Annotated in this window: 25 protein-coding genes and 1 other annotated feature; all 25 genes read right to left on the reverse strand. The window is 54.2% G+C overall.

Annotation, left to right across the window (positions count from 1 at the left end):
- Nucleotides 1-345 precede the first annotated feature (345 nt).
- Nucleotides 346-1,026 (reverse strand): hypothetical protein, encoded by a 681-nt coding sequence (locus A2273_08220; GenBank protein ID OGF08321.1) that lies wholly within the window; start codon nucleotides 1,024-1,026, stop codon nucleotides 346-348.
- 241 nt (nucleotides 1,027-1,267) lie between these two features.
- A complete protein-coding gene (locus tag A2273_08225; GenBank protein ID OGF08322.1) occupies nucleotides 1,268-1,492 on the reverse strand; it encodes a hypothetical protein in 225 nt (74 codons plus the stop codon).
- Nucleotides 1,489-1,695, reverse strand: a complete 207-nt coding sequence (locus tag A2273_08230) for a hypothetical protein (protein OGF08323.1) — start codon at nucleotides 1,693-1,695, stop codon at nucleotides 1,489-1,491. Before A2273_08230 ends, A2273_08225 begins: the two co-directional genes overlap by 4 nt.
- A 111-nt stretch (nucleotides 1,696-1,806) precedes the next feature.
- Entirely contained in the window at nucleotides 1,807-2,877 is a 1,071-nt protein-coding gene (locus tag A2273_08235; GenBank protein ID OGF08324.1) for a hypothetical protein, read from the reverse strand.
- 137 nt (nucleotides 2,878-3,014) lie between these two features.
- Nucleotides 3,015-4,652 carry a chaperonin GroL gene (locus A2273_08240; GenBank protein OGF08325.1) on the reverse strand — a complete coding sequence of 546 codons (1,638 nt, stop codon included), beginning with the start codon at nucleotides 4,650-4,652 and terminating at the stop codon, nucleotides 3,015-3,017.
- A 125-nt stretch (nucleotides 4,653-4,777) separates the two neighbouring features.
- Nucleotides 4,778-5,083, reverse strand: coding sequence for a co-chaperone GroES (locus tag A2273_08245; GenBank protein ID OGF08326.1), 306 nt, complete (start codon nucleotides 5,081-5,083; stop codon nucleotides 4,778-4,780).
- Between the two features lie 165 nt (nucleotides 5,084-5,248).
- Entirely contained in the window at nucleotides 5,249-7,774 is a 2,526-nt protein-coding gene (locus tag A2273_08250; GenBank protein OGF08327.1) for a hypothetical protein, read from the reverse strand.
- A gap of 94 nt (nucleotides 7,775-7,868) precedes the next feature.
- Entirely contained in the window at nucleotides 7,869-9,140 is a 1,272-nt protein-coding gene (locus tag A2273_08255; GenBank protein OGF08328.1) for a hypothetical protein, read from the reverse strand.
- 73 nt (nucleotides 9,141-9,213) lie between these two features.
- On the reverse strand, nucleotides 9,214-9,792 hold the full coding sequence (locus A2273_08260) for a gliding-motility protein MglA (protein OGF08329.1): 579 nt from the start codon (nucleotides 9,790-9,792) through the stop codon (nucleotides 9,214-9,216).
- Nucleotides 9,793-9,807: 15 nt separating this feature from the next.
- Nucleotides 9,808-10,305: a hypothetical protein gene (locus A2273_08265; GenBank protein ID OGF08330.1), complete on the reverse strand. Its 498-nt coding sequence runs from the start codon at nucleotides 10,303-10,305 to the stop codon at nucleotides 9,808-9,810.
- A gap of 31 nt (nucleotides 10,306-10,336) precedes the next feature.
- Entirely contained in the window at nucleotides 10,337-11,260 is a 924-nt protein-coding gene (locus A2273_08270) for a pyruvate ferredoxin oxidoreductase (GenBank protein ID OGF08331.1), read from the reverse strand.
- Nucleotides 11,261-11,347: 87 nt separating this feature from the next.
- Nucleotides 11,348-12,523 carry a pyruvate ferredoxin oxidoreductase gene (gene porA, locus A2273_08275; protein OGF08332.1) on the reverse strand — a complete coding sequence of 392 codons (1,176 nt, stop codon included), beginning with the start codon at nucleotides 12,521-12,523 and terminating at the stop codon, nucleotides 11,348-11,350.
- Nucleotide 12,524: 1 nt separating this feature from the next.
- Nucleotides 12,525-12,821, reverse strand: coding sequence for a hypothetical protein (locus A2273_08280; protein ID OGF08333.1), 297 nt, complete (start codon nucleotides 12,819-12,821; stop codon nucleotides 12,525-12,527).
- The gene (locus tag A2273_08285; protein OGF08334.1) at nucleotides 12,818-13,384 is read right to left on the reverse strand and encodes a pyruvate synthase; all 567 of its coding nucleotides are present in this window, start codon (nucleotides 13,382-13,384) and stop codon (nucleotides 12,818-12,820) included. The genes A2273_08280 and A2273_08285 overlap by 4 nt, the downstream gene beginning before the upstream one ends.
- 166 nt (nucleotides 13,385-13,550) lie before the next feature.
- Entirely contained in the window at nucleotides 13,551-15,332 is a 1,782-nt protein-coding gene (locus A2273_08290) for an aspartate--tRNA ligase (protein ID OGF08335.1), read from the reverse strand.
- Nucleotides 15,329-16,525, reverse strand: a complete 1,197-nt coding sequence (locus A2273_08295) for a hypothetical protein (GenBank protein OGF08336.1) — start codon at nucleotides 16,523-16,525, stop codon at nucleotides 15,329-15,331. The genes A2273_08290 and A2273_08295 overlap by 4 nt, the downstream gene beginning before the upstream one ends.
- A gap of 211 nt (nucleotides 16,526-16,736) precedes the next feature.
- Nucleotides 16,737-17,075: an alkylhydroperoxidase gene (locus A2273_08300; GenBank protein OGF08337.1), complete on the reverse strand. Its 339-nt coding sequence runs from the start codon at nucleotides 17,073-17,075 to the stop codon at nucleotides 16,737-16,739.
- Nucleotides 17,076-17,249: 174 nt separating this feature from the next.
- The gene (locus A2273_08305; protein OGF08338.1) at nucleotides 17,250-18,512 is read right to left on the reverse strand and encodes a histidine--tRNA ligase; all 1,263 of its coding nucleotides are present in this window, start codon (nucleotides 18,510-18,512) and stop codon (nucleotides 17,250-17,252) included.
- Nucleotides 18,509-18,979, reverse strand: a complete 471-nt coding sequence (locus A2273_08310) for a hypothetical protein (protein ID OGF08339.1) — start codon at nucleotides 18,977-18,979, stop codon at nucleotides 18,509-18,511. The genes A2273_08305 and A2273_08310 overlap by 4 nt, the downstream gene beginning before the upstream one ends.
- Nucleotides 18,980-19,140: 161 nt before the next feature.
- Nucleotides 19,141-20,154: a hydrogenase expression/formation protein HypE gene (locus A2273_08315; protein OGF08340.1), complete on the reverse strand. Its 1,014-nt coding sequence runs from the start codon at nucleotides 20,152-20,154 to the stop codon at nucleotides 19,141-19,143.
- Between the two features lie 86 nt (nucleotides 20,155-20,240).
- Complete coding sequence (locus A2273_08320; protein OGF08341.1) at nucleotides 20,241-20,615, reverse strand: hypothetical protein; 375 nt, start codon at nucleotides 20,613-20,615, stop codon at nucleotides 20,241-20,243.
- Nucleotides 20,616-20,656: 41 nt separating this feature from the next.
- Nucleotides 20,657-21,760, reverse strand: a complete 1,104-nt coding sequence (locus A2273_08325) for a hydrogenase formation protein HypD (protein OGF08342.1) — start codon at nucleotides 21,758-21,760, stop codon at nucleotides 20,657-20,659.
- A 12-nt stretch (nucleotides 21,761-21,772) separates the two neighbouring features.
- Entirely contained in the window at nucleotides 21,773-21,994 is a 222-nt protein-coding gene (locus A2273_08330) for a hydrogenase assembly protein HypC (GenBank protein OGF08343.1), read from the reverse strand.
- 19 nt (nucleotides 21,995-22,013) lie between these two features.
- The gene (locus A2273_08335; GenBank protein OGF08374.1) at nucleotides 22,014-22,340 is read right to left on the reverse strand and encodes a hypothetical protein; all 327 of its coding nucleotides are present in this window, start codon (nucleotides 22,338-22,340) and stop codon (nucleotides 22,014-22,016) included.
- Nucleotides 22,226-22,277, reverse strand: a sequence feature (possible 23S ribosomal RNA but 16S or 23S rRNA prediction is too short). (Overlaps the previous gene by 52 nt.)
- 160 nt (nucleotides 22,341-22,500) lie before the next feature.
- On the reverse strand, nucleotides 22,501-24,801 hold the full coding sequence (locus A2273_08340; GenBank protein ID OGF08344.1) for a carbamoyltransferase HypF: 2,301 nt from the start codon (nucleotides 24,799-24,801) through the stop codon (nucleotides 22,501-22,503).
- Between the last annotated feature and the right edge of the window lie 49 nt (nucleotides 24,802-24,850).

The raw sequence follows: 24,850 nt of genomic DNA on the forward strand, positions 1-24,850 counted from the left end.
AAGCAAGGCGCCTATAATGGGAATTTGCCAAAGAGTATTAAATTAAATGGAAACAAGATATTTTACAATAAATGGCCCGGCATGTCAAGGGTAAATTATCCGGGCTGTTTAAGGGGTGGATAACAATTAGTGGTATTAATGCGGACCGGGTGGCACTATCTGTAGTGGCGGACTTTGCTTTATAACCCAGCCTTTCGGCTAACTCACCCCGGTCATTCACTTTAGCTCCGAATATAGAGCAATGACCTTCCCCTCTCTTATAAAGAGAGGGGAATAAAAGGGGTGAGTCAACAAGAAACCCCGCCGTAAGGCGGGGCTTTACAAAAATCACTTTAATAATTGAAATTATCTGTTTATTTCTTTTTTAAGCGTTTTTATCGACTCAGAAACAACTTCTCCCAATATCCCATCAGCCCATTTTTGTGTTGCACTTAAAACCGGCAATGCTTTATTATCCCCAAGTCTGCCTAAAAACGCAGCAGCATCTACACATGCTAATTGTTCTTCCGCATTCCTGTTGTAATAAAGTTCTTTATTTGAAACAATATCAATTAGATATTTAAAATTCTCAGAATAATTAATATCATTGTAACAATATATATACGACATTATCACTTTTTCCCGATCTGTAGAGCCAATATAATCTTTAATTACATCACTTGCCCCTTTTTCGGTAATATCTGATAATCCTAAAAGTATTGATATTTTCTTTTCATATGTACAAGAAGATAATATTTTTGATAGCAAGGGAATAGCCATTTCTTTATTTATTAAAAACAAAGCGCACGAAGCTTCGCTTATTGCATTAATACTTTTATTGTTTTCTACTTCTATCGCTGCAATTTTAAAAGAATTTTTCGTTTTAATATTCTGCAGTTTAAGTAATGTCTCTTTCCTTTCACGTAATTTGCCACTTAACATTATTACCTTGTAAGTTGCTAAAGAACTATCTTGACAGGCCATTAAATCAGGTGCCATATTGATAAAGATAGCCGCAAAAAGTAATAGTATTACCATTGGTTTCATTTATTATATCCTCAGTGGTATTTTATTAATAATATCGTTTTATTTATAATAAACTTACCGGGAAATAACTGCATCGGAAGCATACCAAAATCCCTATCCCCCTGTCAACAAGAAACCCCGCCTTTCGGCCCGCCTGCCATAGCAAGCTATGTGCGGCGGACAGGCGGGGTTCCTACTATAATCTCTCAATTGTATATTTAAGAGTTTAATTATCCAATCAGCCATTTGTATTTCAATTTACTCAAGAAACAAGTCTGACGAACTCATCAACGCTTAACCCCGTTTGGCGGATTATGGCTCTCAATGTTCCCCGATCCAATACTTTGTGGTCGGGTACAACTACCTGGCAGAACGGATCGTCCCGCCGCACCACCATATGGCTTCCGTTTTGCCGCTTGAAGTAAAATCCGGCCTTCTGCAGTGCTTTCAGGCACTGTTGGCCGGATACAACCGGCAGCCCGCTCATACCGCCAGAAGCATGGCGTTGAATTTCTCTTTGGGTGCGGGAATATTGTCTTCCTGCAAAGCTGCCAGATAGACTTCTATGGCTTCGCGGGCATTGGCTATGGCTTCTTCCTTGGTTTTACCCTGGGTAATACAACCGGGCAAACTGGGGCATTCGGCCACCCAAAAGCCGTCATCCCCGGCGTAAATAAAAACCTGGCGCATATTATACGGCCTCCTTAAAATCCATGGAAATAATAACACGTTAAATATGAATTGTCAAGAAAGAAACCCCGCCTTTCGGCGGGGTTAGAATTTATTATATTCAGTATTTAGCTATCGCCAATCCAATGAACCGTCGTCGCTCCATTTTTTATATTTTCCTTGTTTCTTACCATCTCTTATATCCGATACCTGCACCGTTGTGGTTATACTTCTTTCCATTGTGCCATCAACCGTCGTCACCCATATTTCATGACCTTGCGCAGGACTAATTGCGGAACGGCAGTACGCAATAAGCTTGCCGTCTGGCGACCACACTGGCGAATTGCAATGAAATCTGCCAGACGTTACCTGCCGCACATTGCCACCGTCCGCGTCCATTATAAAAACATGATCGCCACCGCTCCGCCCGGAAATAAAAGCGATTTGTTTCCCATCAGGTGAAAAGGCAGGATCGGCATCACGTGCCGGATGGCTTGTCAGCTTTTGCAGGTTTGTGCCGTCGTTGTCAATCGTAAAAATATCATGGTTTGCTTGTATACCACGGCCACTAAACCCAAAAAAGACTACTTTCTTGCCATCAGATGCCCATCGGGGTTTGCCGAAATACTCACCTAGAGCTATTGTTTCATACCTTGTTTCAGCGTAGATATCCTTGATCAATAACAATGGCCTTGGTCCCCTCATACTGAGGAGTCGTGCTACTATAGTGGAACCATCTGGCGACAACGACATATCACCCAGGGAATATATTGTGTCGCAATAGTAATTAACCAAGCATTTACGGTCATCACCATCAATGTTCATCATCCAATATGATTGCTTATATTGCGATGGCTTGATATATGTTTCTTGAAGGTAGATTATTTTTTTACCATCCGGCGTCCAGCAGGGGTACATATCTCTGATTACCTTAGCTTCACCGCTATCCATTGTTAAATGCGATGCACTTAACGCTTTTAGCCCAATTCCATTTGCGTCAACCATATAGATTCGTTCTTTTGTTGCGTAGCCTTCCTCACGATCAGAAGAAAATACAATTTTCCCTTTTAGTTCATCAAGTGGTATTAATGGCTTTTTAGGAGTGGGATCCACCATGAACGAGCCACAGCCCGTAGAAATCATTATCAGCAATATTACAACAAATCCGAATTTAATTCTTTTCATGTTTTTACCTTTATCCATAAATATTTATTTGTAAGAAGCATATCAAAATCTTCATCCACCTGTCAACAAGAAACCCCGCCTTTCGGCGGGGTTTCTTCTATCATCTCTTCCTTGTCCCTCTCCTAATGCTTTAGGAGAGGGTAGGGTGAGGTCGTTTAGTACATGTCCCCGTATCCGCCGCCGCCCTGGGGCATCGGCATGGGTTTTTCCTCCTTGGGCTTGTCGGCGATGACGCACTCGGTGGTCAGCAGCAGGCCGGCTATCGAGGCCGCGTTCTGCAGGGCGATCCGGGCCACCTTGGTGGGATCGATCACTCCGGCTTCCACCAGGTCCTCCACCTTGTCCTTGTCGGCATTGTAGCCCACGCTGGGGGTGGCGTTCTTCTTGATCTCGTCCACTATCACGGCGCCTTCCACCCCGGCGTTGTTGGCGATCTGCCTCATCGGCTCTTCCAATGACCGGCGGATGATGTCCACTCCGATCTTGACGTCGCCCTTGGCCTTGATGGAATCCAGGGCCGGTATGGCGCGGATGAAGGCCACCCCGCCGCCGGGGATGATGCCCTCCTCCACCGCGGCTCTGGTGGCATGCAGGGCATCCTCCACCCGGGCCTTCTTTTCCTTCATGGCGGTCTCGGTGGGCGCGCCCACGTTGATCACCGCCACGCCGCCGGCCAGCTTGGCCAGCCGTTCCTGCAGTTTCTCCTTGTCGTAGTCGCTCTTGGTCTCCTCCACCTGGGCCCTTATCTGGCCGATGCGGGCCTGGATGTCCTTGGTCTTCCCGGCGCCTTCCACGATGGTGGTGTTGTCCTTGTCGACGGTGATGCGCTTGGCCCGGCCCAGGTCGCCGATGACGGTGTTCTCCAGCTTGAAGCCCAGCTCCTCGGAGATCACCTTGCCGCCGGTCAGGATCTCGATGTCCTTGAGCATCTCCTTGCGCCTATCGCCGAATCCCGGCGCCTTGACGGCGCAGACCTGCAGGGTGCCCCGCAGCTTGTTGACCACCAGGGTGGCCATGGCCTCGCCCTCCAGGTCCTCGGCGATGATCATCATCGGCTTGCCTACCTGGGCCACTTTCTCCAGGATGGGCAGCAGTTCCTTCATGGCCGAGATCTTCTTGTCGTAGATCAGGATGTAGGCGTCCTCCAGGACGGCTTCCATGCGCTCGGCGTTGGTCACGAAATAGGGGGAGATGTAGCCCCGGTCGAACTGCATGCCCTCCACGGTCTCCAGGGTGGTGTCCATGCCCTTGGCCTCTTCCACCGTGATGACCCCGTCCTTGCCCACCTTCTCCATGGCGTCGGCGATCAGGTCGCCGATGGTGCGGTCGTTGTTGGCGGAGATGGTGGCCACGTTGGAGATCTCGGCCTTGCCCTTGGTGGGCTTGGAGATCTTCTTGATCTCGGCGATCACGGTCTCCACCGCCAGGTCGATGCCCCGCTTGAGGTCCATGGGATTGGCCCCGGCGGTGACGTTCTTGATGCCCTCGCGGCAGATGGCCTGGGCCAGCACGGTGGCGGTGGTGGTGCCGTCGCCGGCGATGTCGGAGGTCTTGGAGGCCACTTCCTTGACCATCTGGGCGCCCATGTTCTCAAAGGGATCCTCCAGCTCGATCTCCTTGGCCACGGTCACGCCGTCCTTGGTCACCAGCGGCGAGCCGAATTTCTTATCCAGGACCACGTTGCGGCCCTTGGGTCCCAGGGTCACCTTGACGGCGTTGGCCAGCTTGTCCACGCCCCTTTTCAGGGCTTCCCGGGCCTTGACATCGTATTCTATCATCTTGCCGTTTGCCATATGATTTTCTCCTTATTCCTCTATATGATTTTTATTTTTTGGCTTTAAGATGCTCTGTCATACCCGCGCAGGCGGGTATCCAGTCTGGATTCCCGTTTTCACGGGAATGACAAAAAGCGTTCTATTTATTTCTCGTGGATGATGGCCATGACGTCGTCGGATGACATGATCAGGTATTCCACATCGTCGATCTTGACCTCGGTGCCGGAGTACTTGCCGTAAAGGACCTTGTCGCCCTTCTTGATGTCCATCTCCATCCTGGTTCCGGAATCGGATATCTTGCCCGGGCCCGCCGCCACCACTTCGCCCTCCATGGGCTTTTCCTTGGCGGTGTCGGGAATGATGATCCCGCCCTTTTTGGTCTCCTTGGCCTCTGCCGGCTTAACCAACACCCTGTCGCCTAATGGCTTGATTTTGGTAACCGTTGACATACCGTCCCTCCTGAATTGTTATGGTTTCTATTATTTTTTTGAATTTGTGAAATTGAACAGCTTATAATTATAATCAAAAATAGACCAAATTTCAAGCCCTATTATCTTTGCCACAGACATCTTTGTGCGATTTTGCAGACTTTATTATTGGCGATGACGGTTCCGTCAGCCGTCAGCGATGGATCTAACATTTTGTTTTGCAAGGGAATACAGATCGATCCTCTCAATATCCACCCGCCCCTTTTCAATGTCCTGGCCGGTAAGGGCATTGACTATCTGCCCGATCTTGGCCCCGCTGACGTTCATTTTTAGCCGGACGATAAAGCCTCCTTCCGCCATAATGACATCCATCACCTGTTTTCTGATATCGGCCTCGATCAGCAGGCTTTTTTTCATTATTTTGACCGGCCAGGCAGGCAGGCCTTCAAGTTTCGACCTTATGGCCGCGGCATCGCCCTGCCATTTGACCATATAATCGGCCGCTTCGGCCAGCTCGGAGATGGACCGGGCGTTGCTCATGATGGGCTTGACGGCCGATATCTCCATTCCCCGGGGCAGATGCGCCTGCAGGGAGCCGATGGCCTCGGAGGCCGCCGGGCGGTCCAGCTGGATGTCCATATACTCCCCCCGGCTGGTGATGCCCAGCGGCAGCGGCGGCCCGAAGGAGACCTTGGGATGGGGGGAAAAACCCTGGGAATAGGCGATGGGCAACCTTGCCCGGCTGATGGCCCTCAGCCAGACCCGGCTTATGTCCAGGTGCGAGATGAATCTTATCTCCGGCCCCTTGCTGTATTTCAAGCGGAAGCGGGTCTTGGCCAGGGGGGCGGCCTGGGGCAGCATCTTCCGCGCCCGCCCGAACCCGTCATCCTCAATATTCCTTTCAACTTTTTGAACCTTTTCAGCCTCTTCAACCTTTCCAACCTCTTGAACCTTTTGATCCTTCACTTGTCCGGCAACCCGGCAACCCACCCCGCACCCGGTGCACTCCCCTGTCCGGCAATCCGGAGTGACTGAACTTTGATAGGCCAGCTCCCTCTCGGCCAGCAGGAATTTTTGATCGACCCCGTAATCGATATGGGCCCAGGCCGGCGGCTGTTTTGGGTCCCTGGCTCCGGTATAAGCAGGGATATCGGTGCCCGATTCGGCCAGGGCCTCCTGCCACTTGGGCCAGGAGAAATGCTCGCTCCACTGGTCGAACTTGCAGCCCTTGCGCCAGGCGGCTTCTATGACCTCCGATAGTTTCCGGTCGCCCCGCGACAATATGCCCTCCAGGGCCGACGATTCGGGATCGTGCCACTTGAATTGCACCCGGGCGCTTTTGAGCCCTTTGTTCAGATGGCCGATCTTGTCTTTGATGGTCTGCAGGTCGTTCTGGGCCTCCCACTGGAAGGGGGTCTGCGGCTTGGGCACGAACGGCGAGACCGCCACCTTGATGCTGATGCCCAACCCGGCCGCCTTCCGGCACAGGGCGATCATGGCGTCCAGGTCTTCATAGGTCTCGGTGGGCAGGCCGATCATGAAATACAGCTTGACCAGCTTCCAGCCGTTTTCTCTGGCCATCTTGATGACATTCAAGAGATCATCGTCCGACAGCCCCTTGTTGATGACATCCCGCAGACGCTGGCTGCCGGCCTCCGGAGCGAAGGTCAGCCCGGATTTCTTGATCTTTTTCAGGGCCAAGGCCATCTCCCGGCTGAAGGAATCCAGCCGCAATGACGGCACCGAGATGGAGACCCGCCGGCTGGCAAAACAGCCGTTGAGCTTGTTGAGCAACCCCGGAAAATCGGGATAATCGTTGGTGGACAGCGACAGCAGGGAGATGTCGTCCCAGCCGCTGGCGGCAATGCCCTCCTTGGCCAGCTTGACAATGTCCTCCTGGGAGCGGGAGCGCACCGGGCGGTAGATCATCCCGGCCTGGCAGAAGCGGCAGCCCCGGGTGCAGCCCCGGGTGATCTCCACCGTCAGGCGGTCGTGGGTCACCTCCACCAGCGGGACTATGGGGGGATGCGGGGCATCCTCCAGCTTCAGGCTTGGGATGGTGCGTTTTTTTATCGTGTCATTTGATGCGTGAACGGCCGGAACATATACCCCCGATATCCTGGCCAGTCTCACGATTATCGATTTTCGATTCTCGTTTTTTTGCTTGGCTTCTCTGACCTGCTCCAATATCTCAACTATGACCTCCTCCCCGTCGCCGATGACCAGACAGTCGAAGAACGGGGCCATGGGCTCGGGATTGGCACAGCAGGAGCCGCCGCCGATGACGATGGGGTGGCCCTCCTGCCGGTCAGCCGATTTGATCGATATCTGCGCCAGGTCGAGCATATTGAGGACATTGGTATAGCCCAGCTCGGTCTGCAGGGTGATGCCCAAAATGTCGAAATCCTTTAACGGGCGCTGGCTCTCCCAGGCCCACAGGGGAATGTTCTGCTCCCGGAGTTTGGCCTCCAGGTCGATATCGGCCGAATAGGAACGCTCGGCCAAGGCATAAGGCAGTTTGTTGACGACGGCGTACAGGATGGCCAGCCCCAGCCCGGACATGCCGATCTCGTACAGGTCGGGAAAGGCCAGCGCCAGGCGCACCTCGGCCCCATCCCAGTCCTTGTGAACGGCGTTGAGCTCGTTGTCGGTATACCGTCCCGGCTTGTTTATCTGGGGCAGGATGCCCTCTATGTGACTTGAATTCTGCATGTTAAGTCGTTATTGTATCACATATAATATGATTATGCAAATGCATTAAAAAACCCGGGCGTTAATGCCCGGGAATTATAAAAAGCTGATCGATCTATGTTTCCAGCTCCTCCATCTTTCTCTTATGATCGATATCCGGGGTCTTTTCGTAAAGCCGGGCATATAATTCCAGGGCCGCCTTCCGGCATTGGCCGTCCTGGGTCAATTTGAACAGCTCATAATTAATGACCGCCTGCTGATCCGGCTGTCCGGACCCGGCCAAAAGCTCCCGGATAAGCCGGACGCCCTCCGCCCGGTCCTTGACTGCGGCCAGCTTGGCCTGGAGCAGGCGGCATTTGAAAATGGTATCCTGCCTGTTTATCGCCCGGGATATCTCCAGCGATTCCCGGCACAGCTCCCCGGCCTCCTGGTATTCTCCCAGCTCGAAATGCGCCTCGCCGGCCTCCTGCAGATACATGGTCAGATAATATTTCAGTCCGACCTCCCGGGCCAGGCCGATGGCCCGGCCATAAGCCTCAATGGCCCGGGGGTAGTCCCGGTTGATGGAGTGAATGCCGGCCAGGTGGCTGTAGCTGAGGCTCAGGCCCTTTTTGTCGCCCAGCTCCCCGGCTATTTTAAGCCGGGCCCGGATGCCCTTCATCCCTTCCTGATGCTGCCCCAGCATCACCTGGACCGCCGCCATGTTGCCCAGGGCGATGCTCAGCGAATGCTTGTCGCCGAAATGTTCCGCCCATCTGGTCAGGTGCTCCCAGCATTCCAGGGCCCGGCGGTGGTCCCCCAGGGACAGGTACACCCACCCCATATTGCCCCTGTCTATGCTGGCGCTCAGCCGGTCGCCGGCCTGCTCGTCGGCTTGGCAGGCTCTTTGGTAATACTCCAGGGATTTGCGGCTGTCGCCCATATCGCCGTGGATATTTCCCAGGTTGTTCATGGCGATGGACATCCCGGCCCGGTCCCGGCAACCCGTCGCCAGCTCCAGGGATCTTTCAAAGCACTCCAGGGCCAATCCGTAATTTCCCTGCTGGCTGTGGCTGTTGCCCATCTTGTTGAGAACCTCGGACAGGCTCCGGGAATCCCCGGTCGACTGGTAATGATCGCGGGCCGCGCCCAGCAGCTCCCTGGCCCGGCCCGATTCGCCCCGGTTGTGCAGCACCTTGCCCAATTTGCTCTGGCTCCGGGCCAGACGATCGGAATCCCCGGCGGAACGGGCCTGCTCCAGGCTCCGGCCGTAGATCGACTCCGCCTCGGCCCAGCGGCCGGTCAGCTCCAGCACCTCCGCCTTCCTCAGGTGGACCTCGAAGGCGTAGTATCCGGCCCGGTTCCCGCCGGACCCCAGCCATAACAGTTTGGTCAGATATTTGCCCATCGCTAAAATATAAATTCAGATCAGAATAAAAAAGCCGTTGGGGATACCCAACGGCTTTTTATTTTATCCCGGATCATCCCAGGTTCTTCAATACCTTCTTGGCCACTTCCTTCAGGGTCTCGAACACCCCATATCCCTGATGGGCCACCGTCTCGAAATCCGGCACCCCCCATTTGTTGAGCTGGGCCCGCAGCTCGTCCACCGAGGCGATGTTGGGCAGGTCCCGCTTGTTGTACTGGATGACGAAGGGGATGTTCTCGATGTTGAATCCGTTCTCGGCCAGGTTGTCCTGCAGGTTGGCTATGGATTCCAGGTTGGCGTCCAGCCGCTCCACCTGGGAGTCGGCCACGAACACCACCCCGTCCACCCCTTTCAGGATCAGCTTGCGGCTGGCATTGTAGAACACCTGCCCCGGAACGGTGTAAAGATGGAACCGGGTCTTGAAGCCCTTGATGCTGCCCAGGTCCAGCGGCATGAAGTCGAAGAACAACGTGCGGTCCAGCTCGGTGGCCAGGGAGATCAGCTTGCCCTTGGCCTCCGGAGACACCTTGGAGTAGATATATTTGATGTTGGTGGTCTTGCCGCACAGCCCGCATCCGTAGTACACGACCTTGCAGTTGATCTCGCGGGATGAGTAGTTGATTAAAGACACGAATTTTCCTCCCGCTCACTTGAAAAGGTTATCAAGCTCGGACTCGGCCTCCGAGGCGAAGTCGCTGCCCAGGGGGGACGGCCCGCCGGATCCCGGTCCGCCATCCAGTTTGGAGAATATGGCCTGGAAAAGCTTGATCAGCTCGGCCACCGTCTGCTTGACCCGTACCCGGACCAGGCCCAAAGTGGTCCGCTGGTCGAACACCACCGCCAGCATCACCCGGGCCTCGATGGAGGCCACGTAGATGTTCTGCTTCTCGCCCTGGTGGAACAGGGTGGCGAATTCCTTCTCCCCCACCAGCATGGCCAGCTGGCTGGTGGCGGCGAAGTCCGCCGCCGACAGCGAGGCGAAGGAGGTGGTGTCCAGCTGGCTGATGTCCCCGGCGGTGGTGATCAGCTGGCCGGCCTTGTCGATCAGCAGCACCGACAGGGCATTGGTGTTCTTGAGAAGCTCGTTCAGCTTCTCGCTGATCGTCCAAAAATCGTCTTCGAAGACATTTACATTTTCCGACACTTTTTAATACCTCATTATAAAAGGTAAATTTTTACAGGGAACATTTCTTGTTCAGGTGATCCCACCGGGCGTCGATGTCCTGCTGGATCTGGGCGATGAGGGCCTGGTGTTCGGGCCTCTTTAAATGGCGGAAGCGCTCCTGCTGGAACATCCATTCATCAATGGGCTTGCGTTCCTTGGGGGTATAGTTCAGCTTGTATTTGCCGTCCTCCACCTCGTACAGCGGCCAGAAATTGGTCTCCACCGCCAGGCGGCCCATTTCGGCGGTCAGCTCCGGCGGATAGCCCCAGCCCAGCCGGCAGGGCTGCAGCACGGCGATGAAAGCCGGGCCGCCCTTGGCCAGGGCCTTCTCCACCTTTTTGGTGAAGTCCGACCAGTTGCCCACCACGCTCTGGGCCACATAGGGTATGCCGTGGGCCGCCATGATCTCGGTCAGGTTCTTGCGGAACTGGACCTTGCCGGGGATCTTCTTGCCGTTGGGGCTGGTGGTGGTGGAGCTGCCCTTGGGGGTGGCCGAGGAGCGCTGGATCCCGGTGTTCATGTAGGCCTGGTTGTCGTAGCAGATGTAGAGCATGTTGTGGCCCCGCTCCATGGCTCCGGACAGGGCCTGCAGCCCGATGTCATAGGTGCCGCCGTCGCCGCCGAAGGCTATGAAACGGATGTCTTCCGTAACGGTGCCCTGGCGCTTCAGCGACTGGTAGGCCGCCTCCACCCCGGAGATGGTGGCCGCCGAGTTCTCGAAGGCGCTGTGGATGAAGGGAACGTCCCAGGCGGTGTAGGGATAGATGGTGGAGACCACCTCCAGACAGCCGGTGGCGCAGGTGGCCACCACCGGCTTGTCGCCGGCCGCCAGCAGTGCCTGGCGGGCCACGATGGTGGCCCCGCACCCGGCGCAGGCCCGGTGCCCGCCGGTGAACTTGTCGCCCCGGGCGGCCAATTCTTTAAGATTTGCCATTTTTATATTCCTTGAATAAATAGTTCTGTATTACTGATAAGCAAAACCAGGATTTTTGATCTTTGATTTTTGCTTTTTAATTTTTGTCTATTCCCTGACCCCCAGATAGCTGACCGAATCGGCCTTGAATTTTCCGTCCTTGAGATCCATGAACAGTTTCTCTATCTGCTCCATGTCTATCTCGCGGCCGCCCAGTCCGTAGACCACGCCCGCGATCTGGGGCTTGTGGGCCGAGCCGTAGAGGGCCGAGCGGACCTCGGTGAACACCGGGCCGCCGAAGCCACCCACCGAATCGGAGCGGTCCAGCACCGCCACCGTCTTGATGTTCTCCAGCGCTTTTACGATCTCTTCGGCGGGGAAGGGCCGGAAGACCCGGATCTTCATCAGTCCGGCCTTGACGCCTTTTCCCCGCAGCTGGTCGATGACCACCTTGGCGGTGCCGCAGGTGGATCCCAGGGCCACGATGGCCACCTCGGCGTCGTCCAATTGATATTTCTCGATCAGGCCGTAATTGGTGTCGAACTTCTGGCCGAACTCGGCCCCCACCTCCTTGATGACCTTGAGGGCATTGTTCTGGGCGTCCACCATGGCCCGGCGGTGCTCGAAGTAATAATCGGTCAGGTTGATGGCCCCGATGGTGAAGGGCTTCTTGACGTCCAGCAGGTGCATCAGGGGATCGTACTTCCCGATGAAGCCCTGGACCTCGGCGTCGGGCAGGGTGTCGATCCGCTCCATGCCGTGGGAGATGATGAAGCCGTCGGTGGTGACCATCACCGGCAGACGGACGTCCTGGTGCTCTGCTATCCGCATCGCCTGGATCATGTTGTCGTAGGCCTCCTGGGCGTTCTCGGAGAAGATGTGGATCCAGCCGGCATCCCGGCAGCCCATGGAGTCGGAGTGGTCGCAATGGATGTTGATGGGGGCCGAAAGGGCCCGGTTGACATTGGCCATCACGATGGGCAGGCGCAGGCCGGCCGCGATGTAGACCATCTCGTACATCAAGGCCAGGCCCTGGGAGCTGGTGCCGGTCATGGTCCGGGCCCCGGCCGCGGCCGATCCGATGCAGGCCGACATGGCCGAATGCTCGGACTCCACCGCCACAAACTCGGTCTTGACCTCGCCGTCGGCCACGTACTGGGAGAATATCTGGACGATCTCGGTGGCCGGGGTGATGGGGTAGGCCGCCACCACGTCGGGGTTGACCTGCTTCATGGCCAGAGCCATGGCCTCGTTTCCGGTCTTGGCCAGAATGATCTTCTGCATGCTACTTGACCTCCTCTTCCATGGTGATGGCCTTGACCTTCTTCTTGCCCGGGCACTCGTGGGCGCAGATTCCGCAGCCCTTGCAGTGCTCCAGGTTGAACCCGGCGACCTGGCCGTCCTTCAGGATCACGGCCGAATCCGGACAGTAGGCCCAGCAGAACAGGCACTGGATGCAGTTCTCGGGATGGTAGATCGGCCGGGAGCTTCTCCAGTCCCCGGTCTTGAAATCGACGGCGGTGCCGCCTTTTTCTATATTGCCGCCCAGGGCCAGTTCCTGGTATTTCTTCAGTTCGCTCATGCCGATTTCACCTCCTGTGCCGCCCGTTTCATGGATTGGATGTTGCCCTCGATCACCTCCGGCCGGTGGGCGAATTTCTTGGCCAGCTTCTTCTGGGTGTCCTCCAGCATGCTGTCAAAATCCAGCATTCCGGTGACCTTGACCAGGGCCGCCAGCATCGGGGTGTTGGGTATCTTCCGGCCGATGGTCTCCTCGGAGATCTTGGAGGCGTCCACCGTGAATATCTTGCCGTCGAATTTGACGCTTTTTTTGATCTCCGCCGCGTCCAGTCCGGTGTTGATGATCAGGGTCCCCTCTTTGCCCAGGCCGGCGGTGACGTTGATCGAGGCCATCAGGGTGGGGTCCAGCACCACCACCACGCTGGGAGATTTGACCGGGCAATGCATCAATATGGGTTTGTCGTCTATTCGGTTGAAGGATTGCACCGGAGCCCCCATCCTCTCCGGTCCGTACTCTGGGAAGGCCTGCACATACTTGCCTACCGCCAGGGCGGCATCGGCAAATAGCAATGCGGCGGTCTTGGCGCCCTGTCCTCCCCGACCGTGCCATCTGATCTCTACCATTGTCGTATATCTAACTCCTGTAATAAGTTTCCAATACCGGGGGCATTTTTTCAAGAATTATTAGTATATTCCAAAACCGGTCAAATGTCAATAAATTTCAGCAGGGGCAATCGGGATTCTGTAGTAGTGGCGTGTCTTAGGCCCGCCTTTATAACATTTAAAAATGTTACAGATCCAATCTGATATGCAGGTCCTTCAACTGCCTCTGGTCCACCTCCGAGGGGCTGCCCTCCATCAGGCCGCTGCCCGAGGTGGTCTTGGGAAAGGCGATCACGTCGCGGATGCTGTCCCCGCCGGTGATCATGGCCAAGATCCGGTCCACCCCGGGAGCGATGCCGCCGTGGGGCGGGGCCCCGTACTCGAAGGCCTCCAGCAGAAAGCCGAATTTTTTGGCGGCCTCTGCGGGGGAGAGCCCCAACACCTTCATCACCTTTTCCTGGATGTCGCGGCGGTGGATACGGATGGAGCCCGAGGCCAACTCGGAGCCGTTGGCCACCAGATCGTACAACTGCCCCAGCACTTTCCCCGGATCGCTGTCCAGGTATTCCAGGTGCTCTTCCTTGGGCATGCTGAACATGTGGTGCTCGGCCTCCCAGCGTTTCTCCTCCTGGTTGTAATGGAACAGCGGGAAATCGGTGATCCAGGCGAAGGCGAACTTGCCCTGGGGGATCAGGTCCATCCGCTTGGCGCACTCGATGCGCAGCGCTCCCAATGCGGCCGCCACCACGGATGGCTGGTCGGCCACGAACAGCATGATATCGCCGTCCTTGGCGGACATGGTCTGCATCAATTCCTGGTCCAGCTCCCCGGCAAAGAACTTGGCGATGGAGCCCTCCAAAGATTCCCCGGAAACTTTGGCCCAGGCCAGCCCCTTGGCCCCGTATATTTTGGCCAACTCGGTCAGCCCATCGATGTCCTTGCGGGACCACTTGCCCCCGCCCGGCACGCAGATGCCCTTCACCTGACCATGGTTCTCCAAGGCCTGCTTGAAGACGGTGAATTCCGACTTGGCGGCCACCGCTGCGATTTCGCACAGCTCCAGACCGAAACGCATGTCCGGCTTGTCCGAGCCGAAGCGGTTCATGGCCTCGGCGTAGGGCAGGCGCGGGAACGGGGTCTGCAAATCTATCTCGGCCACTTCCTTGAATACCTGCTGGAACATCCCCTCGGCCAGGGAGAAGATCTGGTCTTGGGTGGCGAAGCTCATCTCGATGTCTATCTGGGTGTGCTCCGGCTGGCGGTCGGCCCGCAGGTCCTCGTCGCGCAGACAGCGGGCGATCTGGAAATACTTGTCGAATCCGGCCACCATCAGTATCTGCTTGTATATCTGGGGGGACTGGGGCAGGGCATAGAATTTTCCCGGCTGGACCCGGCAGGGTACCAGATAATCCCGGGCCCCTTCAGGCGTGCTGCGGGTCAGCAGCGGGGTCTCGATCTCCAGAAAGTTCTGGGCGCTAAGATAATTGCGCACCGCCAGGATGAAATTGTGGCGCAGGATGATGTTCTGGGCCAGGGCCGGGCGACGCAGGTCCAGATAGCGGAATTTCAGGCGCAGGTCCTCCGAGGCGGTGGTCTGGTCCTCGATCACGAAGGGCGGGACAGCCGAGCTGTTGAGCAGTTTGACCTCGTCGGCCAGCACCTCTATCACCCCGGTGACCATGCCGGGGTTGGTCTGGCCCTGGGGCCGGTTCCGCACCGCGCCCTTGACCGCGATCACGTATTCGGATCTCAGGTCCTTGGCGGCCTCGGTCAGTTCGGCGTTCTGGGCCGGGTCGAACACCACCTGGGTGATGCCGTAGCGGTCCCGCAGGTTGATGAAGATCAGCCCGCCGTGATTGCGGCTGCGGTGCACCCATCCGCAGAGGACGGTCGGTTGGCCGATGTGTTCGGAACGAAGCTCCCCGCAGGTGTGGCTGCGTTCCCAGGCGCCTAAGGTTTCGAGTTTCATAATGCCTTTATTTTATTCAATGGAAATTTATAATCAAGATGTCTATATCTAAATATGTCATCAGGCATAATACAAGACATAGCCCCACGACGAACCATATCTATTTTACCTGTACTAAGGTTAAGTTCTCCGTTATCCCATTTTATTGCCAGATTGCCATCAGGTAGTATTTTTATATAAGCCTCTTTTTTTGTAAATAAGTTTTTACTTTGAGAAAAATTCCCTTGGTATATACTTTTTAATTTTTCCATTTCTTTGAATTTTATTTGACCATACATATTATTAATTGAAGTACCGACACGAATCATCTCAAAGCTATCCTCTTTAGTATAATATGTAAAATATAAGCATATTAACAAACCATTGCCTTTGAAATCATCAATGCACCTTATCCCCGTTTCCCATTTAAATACACATCTTCCCCATAATGTTGAATTATTATTATAATGACCATTTACATATTTATAACTTAATCGTTTTATAGCTTTTGCCTGAACTAAATTGAAATTAGATCTCAAATAACTTTCTCGCAAACCACACACTACCAATTTATTTAGAACTTTATTTTCCAAAAAATCAATGTCGAAAGTATCGATATTAGGCAACCAATTATGAGATATTGTCACCCTGTCATCACAGTTGGTCTCAAGTAATCCCTCTTTGCAGTCAGAAATTAAAAATTTATATTTATAAATATTATGATAAGGGTAACAATCAGCCCTAAGGATCGTATCGTTAGACGACAAGACGATAGAAGTATCTTTTAAAGCCGTTAAACTGTTCGAATGGCCCGGTAAATATCTATAATCTTTCCATGGCAAATTGGATATAAATAATTGTTTCTTATCAATATCCCATATTAAGTTATCCCCATATTTAACAGCATTCAAGCGTCTTTCTTGATTCAATGTTAATAAGCCTAATTGGGCTGTTTTAATATTGTTTTTCTTTACTATCTCAGCAACTGCATCGCAGGATTCTGCTTTTTCGATCAATTTATATATTCTTTTAATTAAAGGAGTGTGGCCTTGTGAACAATTTTCTTTCCGTTTTCCATATCCATCTATTGCGAATGTGAAATTGTAGGTTATGCCGATCTCTGAAGATGCTTTATTTTCACAATTGAAAATCATTTCCTTTACATTACCCATCAATAACCCGATTATATCATTCCTGCCCCTAAATCCTTCCATATCATATTCTATAGATTTTACTTTGCAGTCATATAAACGCCAGGATATTGCAGGGTTTAAATATATCGAATATCTCAATAAAAAAGGTTGCCATAATACTTTAGTAACAATCAAAACAAACGCGAATGACAAACAAAGCAACGCAACACTTTTATATTTATTAATAATTTTCATTCAGCGATTTTGCGCTTTTTGTATATTTCGTGTGTAGTTATTCTCCCTCATCCCACATCTCGTACGCCTTGCGGATATGCGGTATGGTGATGGACCCTCCCACCACCAGCGAGATGTTCATGATCTCGTCAAACTCCGCCTGGGTGACCCCCAGCTTCTTGCACTGGATGACGTGATAGCTGATGCAGTCGTTGCAGCGCAACACGGTGGAGGCGCACAGCCCCAGCATCTCCTTGGTCTTGCCCGGCAGCGCCCCGTCCTGGTAGGCGGCGGTATCCAGGTTGAAGAACCGCTTGATGCCGGTGTGCTCGGCCGCCAGTATCCGGTCGTTCATCTTGGACCGGTAGGCGTTGAATTGTTTTATTTTTTCGGACATAGGAACCTTTCCCGCTAAAAACATTAGAGTGATTACAGTTCTTTTAAACCCATCCCCCGTCCCCTTCCCTCGAGAGCCTGCCCTGAGCTTTGCCTATATATTGACTGCGAAAGGGGGAGGGGTGCAGGGGTTAGGTTTATCCCCCTCCGCATCGGAGGGGGTTGGGGGCGGTCTTCACTCGCACTGGCAGTACTTCGGCACATTGTTCACCAATTCATCGAAAGCCACTTCTGTCTGGCTATGCCCGTCCATGTCCTTCAGGGTCACCACGCCCTTCCTGATCTCGTCCTCGCCGATCAGAGCCACGTAGCGGGCATTGAGCCGGCCGGCCTCGCGCAACTGGGCCTTTAAACTGCGGCCCAAGAGCTCCTGCTCGCAAGCCAAACCCTTTTGCCGCAGCTGGGCGCAAAGCAGGCTTCCCTTCTTCACCGCCTCATCGCCTAATGTTGCGATGTAAACATCGGGCCGCTTTTCCGGGGGCAGATTGACGCCCTGATTTTTGAGCGCCAGAACATAACGTTCCAAACCTGACCCGAAGCCCACCCCCGGGGCCGGATCTCCCCCCAGCTCCTCCATCAGGCCGTCGTAGCGCCCGCCGCCGCCCAGGGCATCCTGGGCCCCCAGATGCTGTGAGACCACCTCAAATGCCGTCCGGGTGTAGTAGTCCAGTCCGCGCACCAGGTTCTTGTCCAGGGTGAACGGGATATCCAGATCCTTAAGCCGGTCCTGAACTGTTTGAAAATGCGTCTTACAGTCGCCGCACAAAAAGTCCTTCATCTCCGGGACATCCTTGAACTTTGCCTGGTCCACCTTGCAGTCCAGTATCCTTAAAGGATTGCGGCCATAGCGGTCCTGGCAGTTGTCGCAGAGCTCCGGCAGCAGGGGCTTGAAATGGTCCATCAGCTTCTGGCGGTAAAGCGGCCGGCATTGGGAACAGCCCAGGCTGTTGAGCCTTAAGCTTAAGCCGCCCAGACCCAGCTTCTGCAGGGTGAAGAACAACAGCGCGATCGCCTCTACATCAGCCACCGGGCTGTCCGTTCCGACGATCTCGGCCCCGAACTGGGTGTGCTGGCGCATCCGGCCGGCCTGGGGCCGCTCGTAGCGGAACATGGGGGCCAGATAAAAGACCTTGACGCAGGGCTGTTCCTTCAGCGAATTATGTTCTATCAATGCCCGTAAAACCGGCGGCGTACCCTCGGGCCGCAGGGTGATGGAACGCTGGCCCTTGTCGGTGAAAGTGTACATCTCCTTCTGGACGATGTCGGTGGTGTCGCCGGTTCCCTTGACGAACAGCGCGGTATCCTCGAAGACCGGGGTCCGGATCTCCTTGAATCCGTATAACCGGGCCTGTTCCCTGATCACCGTTTCGATGTGCTGCCAGATATGGACCTGGTCCGGCATCACGTCATAGGTGCCCTTGCTGGCCTGGAACTTCATGTTTTGACCTCGCCCTTTTCGGCTTCCGTGAAGATATCCATCACCTTCTGGGGATCGTCCGCCGCCAGCAGCCTGGCCCGGATCTCCTCCCGGTTCAGCAGGCGCGACACCAGGGCCAGCGCCTTGACGTGGTCGGCGATGATGCTCTGGGGGGTGGCGATGAAGAAGAATATCTGCACCGGCTGGCCGTCCAGCGAGCCGAAATCTATCTTGCTCCGGCAAAGGCCGAAGGCCCCGGCCATTTTCTTGAGCCCCTTAGCGCGCCCGTGGGGAATGGCCACCCCCTTGCCGATGCCGGTGGACATCAGTCCCTCCCGCTCCATGGCCGAGTCCAGCAGTTCCCGGCCGTCGCTTATCAACCCGTCCTTGACCATCAGGCCGATAAGTTCGGCGATGATGTCATTTTTGTTCTGGCCGGACAGGAAAACGCAGGTGCGCTGTTTGTTTAAGATATCTTCGATCTTCATGACAAAACTCCTTGAACCTGATGTCTTTTTGTTGTTGTCATCCTGAGAAGTTATCGTGCCCTGCTGGCTGAAGGATGACAACCAATTTTAAATATCTATTTTTATCAACCGTCATCCATTCGGCTTGTCAAGCAAGATGCCTGGTTCAGGATGACAAACTTTCAGCAGATCCGCGGCAGGGCCTCTCCCTCCAGCATCATCAGCGGGCGCCTGCTGCCCAGAAAGGTCTTCAGCAGCACCTGGGGCTTGCCGGATTCGACCTGGCCGATGATGGCCGCCTCCCTGCCCAGCGGGTCCTGGCGCATGGCCTTCAGGATGCCTTCGGCCTCCCCGCCGGGCACGATGGCGATCAGCTTGCCCTCGTTGGCCACGTACAGCGGATCCAGCCCCAGCATCTCGCAGGCGCCTTTGACCTCCGGTTTGACCGGTATCTTTTCCTCTTCTATGGCAATGGCAACCTTTGATTGCCGAGAGATCTCATTGAGGGTGGTGGCCAGGCCGCCCCGGGTGGGGTCGCGCAGAACGTGGATGCTCCCCGCCTTCAGCAACGATGACACCAGTCCATTAAGGGAAGCCACGTCGCTAAAAAGATCGCCGCTCAGGCCGAAATTATTCCGGGCGTTTATCACCGCCGTACCGTGATCGCCCACCGAACCGCTGATGATCACCGCGTCCCCCGGTGCGGCTAAAGCTCCGGAGACATTGACGCCCTCCGGTATCTCCCCCACCCCGGAGGTATTGATGAACAGACCGTCGCAGGCGCCCTTGTCCACTACTTTGGTATCCCCGGTGACTATGGATACCCCTGCCTCTTTGGCGGCAAGGGCCATGGAATCGACCACCTTCTCCAGGGTTTCCAGGGAAAGGCCCTCTTCGATGATGAAGCCAACTGAAAGATACAATGGCCTGGCGCCCTTCATGGCCAAGTCGTTGACGGTGCCGCACACCGCCAGCCGCCCGATGTCCCCGCCGGGAAAGAACAGCGGTTTGACCACATAGGTATCGGTAGTGAATGCAATTCTGCATTTTTCATTTTGCAGTTTGCATTCCGCCGCATCATCCCCCTGGTCCAGCATCGGATTGGAGAACCGGGACTTGAAGACCTTCTCTATCAATTCGTGTGAAAGCCGCCCGCCGGAGCCGTGGGCCAGCAGTATTTTATTTGATGTTTCCATAATATTCTATTTATTATCAGCGGGCATTATAAATTGTCAGATGCCTTGTACTATTATCCCAAAAATGGCCACATACCGCACATAAATCACAAGATGAGCTTTTTGGTCTGGATTTTTTGTGTGCCGAAGTTGATCAACAACGCATGCCTGTGCTTAGAGGCACGTAAATAACCCAATACCTGGGCAATATGCTCGTCAGCAATTGATCTGCATGCTTTAAGTTCGATGATCAGTTCCGATTCAACCAGCAAATCCGCAAAGTAATCGCCTAAAACCGTGCCGTCCTCATCATAAACCTTGAGCGGGTATTGTTGTTCAACTTTCAGTCCGGCCATGCGCAAGCGGTGCGCCAACCCGTTTTCGTAAACTTTCTCCAAATGTCCGGATCGCAAGAAGGCATGCAGACCGAAAGCTGATTGTCTTACTTTGCCGCACAGATCCAATATCTCTTTCTCGTCCATTTTGTGTATTCTGTGCCTTTTGTGGCTGAATAGTTTCGATTTTAATTCCCCGTCCCATACTTGTACCAGGCAGCGCAGGCCCCCTCAGAGGACACCATGCAGGGCCCCACCGGGCTTTCCGGCGTGCATTTCTTCCCGAACATCGGACATTCATCCGGCTGATTTAACCCCATCATCACCTGCCCGCAGATGCACCCTTGGGGTTCTATGGCCGGAGGAACTTCGACCTCAAATCGTTTTGAGGCGTCGAAGGAACTGTATTCATCCCTGAAGCAAAGCCCGGTCTCCGGTATGTTTCCAATGGCCCGCCATTCGGCGGTGCAGGGCATCATGACTTTATCTATCATCGATAGGGCATGGGGATTCCCTGCATCGGGCACTCCCCGCCGGTATTCGGTCTGCACGGAGAAAGCCGAGCCGTCTTTTTTATGCGCTTTGATCTGTTCCAACAGCATCACGATCGACTCCAGTATGTCCAGCGGCTCGAACCCGGCGATGACGCAGGGGATCTGGTATTGAGTCGGGATGAATTGATACGGATGGACGCCGATGATGGCCGAAACATGGCCAGGGCAGAGGAACCCGTCTATCCTGGTCTGACCCGATTCCAGTATGGCTTTCAGGGCATGGGGCACGGTTTTGAAGGCCGGATAGACCGAAAAATTCCCAATGCCCTTCTCTTTTGCATCCAGCACCGTGGCTATGATGGTGGGCGATGTGGTCTCGAAACCCACCCCGGCGAAGACCACCTGTTTTTGCGGGTTTTCAACCGCTATCTGCAGGGCGTCCAGCGGGGAATACAGTATCCTGACATCGGCACCCTGGGACTTGGCTTCCCTTAGACTGGAATGTGAACCGGGAACCCGGATCATGTCGCCGAAGGTGGTGAAGATCACGTCCTTCTGTTCGGCGATGGCGATCATCCTGTCTATATCGGACAAGGCGGTGACGCATACCGGACAGCCCGGCCCGGAAAGCAACTTTATGGATTTGGGGATCAGTCCCCTGATGCCGAACTGGGAGATGGCCATGGTATGGGTGCCGCAGACCTCCATGAAGGCCGCCGGGCCGTCGCAAAGGGCTTCGATCCTCTTGACCAGCTTGGCGGCCACCGCCGGATCGCGGAATTTATCGAGATCGATCATTGCCGGCGTCCGTCAGGATATGGTGATGCCGGTGTCTTCCAGCAGCTGGTAGGTTTCCTCGGCCTCCTCCGGATCGATCCGCTGGATGGCGAACCCGGCGTGGACCAGCACGAATTCGCCCACCTTGGCGTCGGGCATCAGTTGCAGGCCGATCTTTCTTTTAAGGCCCCGGATGTCCACCTCGGCCTTGGTGCCTTCGATGGTTTCGATCTTTGCTGGTATGGCTAAACACATATTTTAAAATCGCAATTTGTTAATCGTTAATCGTTTTGGCCTTCTGTTTATTGAGAAAATTTATATACCCATTAACAACTTTAAGAGCATTTTCTATCAATTTCACTCCCTTATTATATTCTTCCTCAGTAATATAATTAAAGTGCAAGCAAGAGATCAGATGGTCCCAAAGTTCATATAATGAGCCCCTTGATTGTCGGCAATATTGGATGTTCTCTTGAAAGTGAAACTGACCATAGCCTTCTGCAATATTGGCCGTTATGGAAATAGCCACTCTTCTTATATCTTCAGTGATGATGAATTTTTCATCCCTTGGTAGCTTCCTTGTAATTTCAAAGAAAAACATCTTCACATCAAAACATCGTTGCCAAGCATCCAAGTCACGGAAACTCACTATCTTTCGGCCTGCATTCTTTTCAGCGAAAGAACCACTTTCCACCGTGTTCCTCCTCTATTCCAAATTTACTTCTATCATTTTCAATCCACTATTTTCGATTTCCTGTTTTCTATTTTAAAAAGGAGGCAAGCACCTGTCCCAATGCAATTCCCCCGTCATTTGCCGGGACCTGCCGGTGCGCCAGAACATCATATCCTTTCCGCTGCAAGCCCTGTGAAATCGCCGTTAAAAGGAAGCGGTTCTGGAATACCCCGCCGGAAAGGGCCACTGTTTTGATGCCGGTTTTTGACCTCAAATTATCGCACATCAGCAAAGTAAAGTCAACGATTGTATTATGGAACTTGGCCGAGCAAACCCCGGCATTTTTTCCCGCCAGGATATCGTCAGACAGCTGTTTCCACAGGTTTTTCACCGACACTAAGGTCATCCCATTTATTTCAGCCAAATCAAACCCATATCTTTCTTTGATCCCTGAAGCCAGGCAGTTCTCCAGTGCCATGGCCGCCTGGGCCTCGAAAGTAATGCTCCGGCAGACGCCTAAAAGAGCGCTGACCGCATCGAACAGTCGCCCCAGGCTGGACGTCCAGGCCAGATTAAAGCCGTTCTCCAGTTGTTTGGCTATCACCTCCAGCTCCGCTGGGCTATCTTTGGGCATCAGTTTTACGGGAATCTGGTTGAGAAGATATTTGCTATAGGCGGCGGCGATCCGGTAGGGTTTTTTTATTGAAATCTCCCCGCCCGGCAGGGGCAGATATTCCAAATGTCCCGCCCTTTCGATGTTTATGCCGTCGAAGACAAAGAACTCCCCGCCCCAGATCTTTCCGTCCTGGCCGTAGCCGGTCCCGTCGAAGGCCACGCCGATGGCCGGTATGACCTTCCCGTTATCGGCCAGGGTGCTTAAGATATGGGCCTTTTGATGCTGAATGGCACGCACAGACACCCCGGCTTGCTCCTTGGCCCATTTGGTGGTCAGGTAATCGGGGTGCAGGTCGTGGACGATAATTCCCGGTTTTATCTTGAACCACCTCTGGTATTTATCCACCATTTCTTCGAAGAATTCCAGGGTGGCAGCGTTGTCCATCTCGCCGATATGCTGGCTGACATAGGCCTTATCGCCAGAGGCCAGGCAAAAGACATTCTTCATCTCCCCTCCCACCGCCAGGGTGGGCGGCACCGGGACCGGGAGATTGATGGGATTGGGGGCGTAGCCCCTGGAATGCCGGACTATCTGGAAATTCCCGGCCTGGGTGTCCCCGGCCGCGGTCCAGAAAACTATGGAATCGTCGTTTCGATTCTCGATCTCCCGATCATTTAACAAAAAATGATCCGCGATCTCCGCCAGTTGGTCCAAAGCCTCCCGATTGCCGATAACGACCGGTTCATCCTGGATATTGCCAGAGGTCATCACTAATGCCACGAATCCGGGGGATATTTTTTTCAGATCTTTGAATAAAAGATGATGAACCGGGGCATAGGGCAGCATCACCCCCAGATAATCATTTCCCGGGGCCACTTTATCCGATAGTCTTCCCGGTTTCCTGTTTCCCATTTCCGATTTTCTAAGCAGGGTTATCGGCGCCTGGCTTGACATCAGCACCTTCGCCTCCTGGTTGTTCACTTCGCAGATGGCCCGCACATCATCCAATGACCCGCACATCAGGGCCAGCGGTTTGTCCGGCCGGTTCTTTCCGTCTCGAAGTTTTTTGACGGCCGAATCACTTCCGGCATCGCAGGCCAGATGAAGCCCGCCGATCCCCTTGATGGCCAGGATCTCCCCGGCTAACAGCAGCCTGGCCGTTTTGTCAACGGCCCCATCCGCTTCGGCAATCATACTTCCATCGCTGCCGCACAGCCGTACTTTAGGCCCGCAGTCCGGGCAGGCATTGGGTTGAGCATGAAACCTGCGGTTCTCGGGGTCATCATATTCCTTTAGACATTTGGGGCACATAACAAAGGCCGACATGGTTGTAAAAGGCCGGTCGTAGGGAGTGTTCTTTATGATGGAGAACCTGGGGCCGCAGTTGGTGCAGTTGATGAAGGGGTATTCGTGGCGGCGATCGGTCGGATCCAGCATCTCCCTCCGGCAGTCGTCGCATAAGGAAATGTCCGGGGAGAGCCGGGTATTGCCTCCGCCGCCAAGGCTCTCCCGGATGGTGAAGTCGGAATAGTCCCCCGGAACTGCCTCGGTAACGGAAATTTGATCGATGGAGGCCTGAGGCGGCAGTTCCCGCGGGATGTCCGTCAAAAAAGCATCGACCCCGGACGATTGGCCCTGGGTCAATATCTCCACCCCCCGGCTGGAATTGAGCACCCAGCCAGAAAGACGGTGGCGTTTTGCCAGCCGGTAGATATAGGGCCGGAATCCCACCCCCTGGACTATGCCGTTGATTATTACTTTTACTGTTCTCATTTTGATAAAACTTTTTAAAAAGGCCGCCCCTGCAGGGACAGCCTTAAGG

Source organism: Candidatus Edwardsbacteria bacterium RifOxyA12_full_54_48, from assembly GCA_001777915.1.
In the GTDB taxonomy this organism is placed as follows: Bacteria; Edwardsbacteria; AC1; order AC1; family EtOH8; genus UBA2226.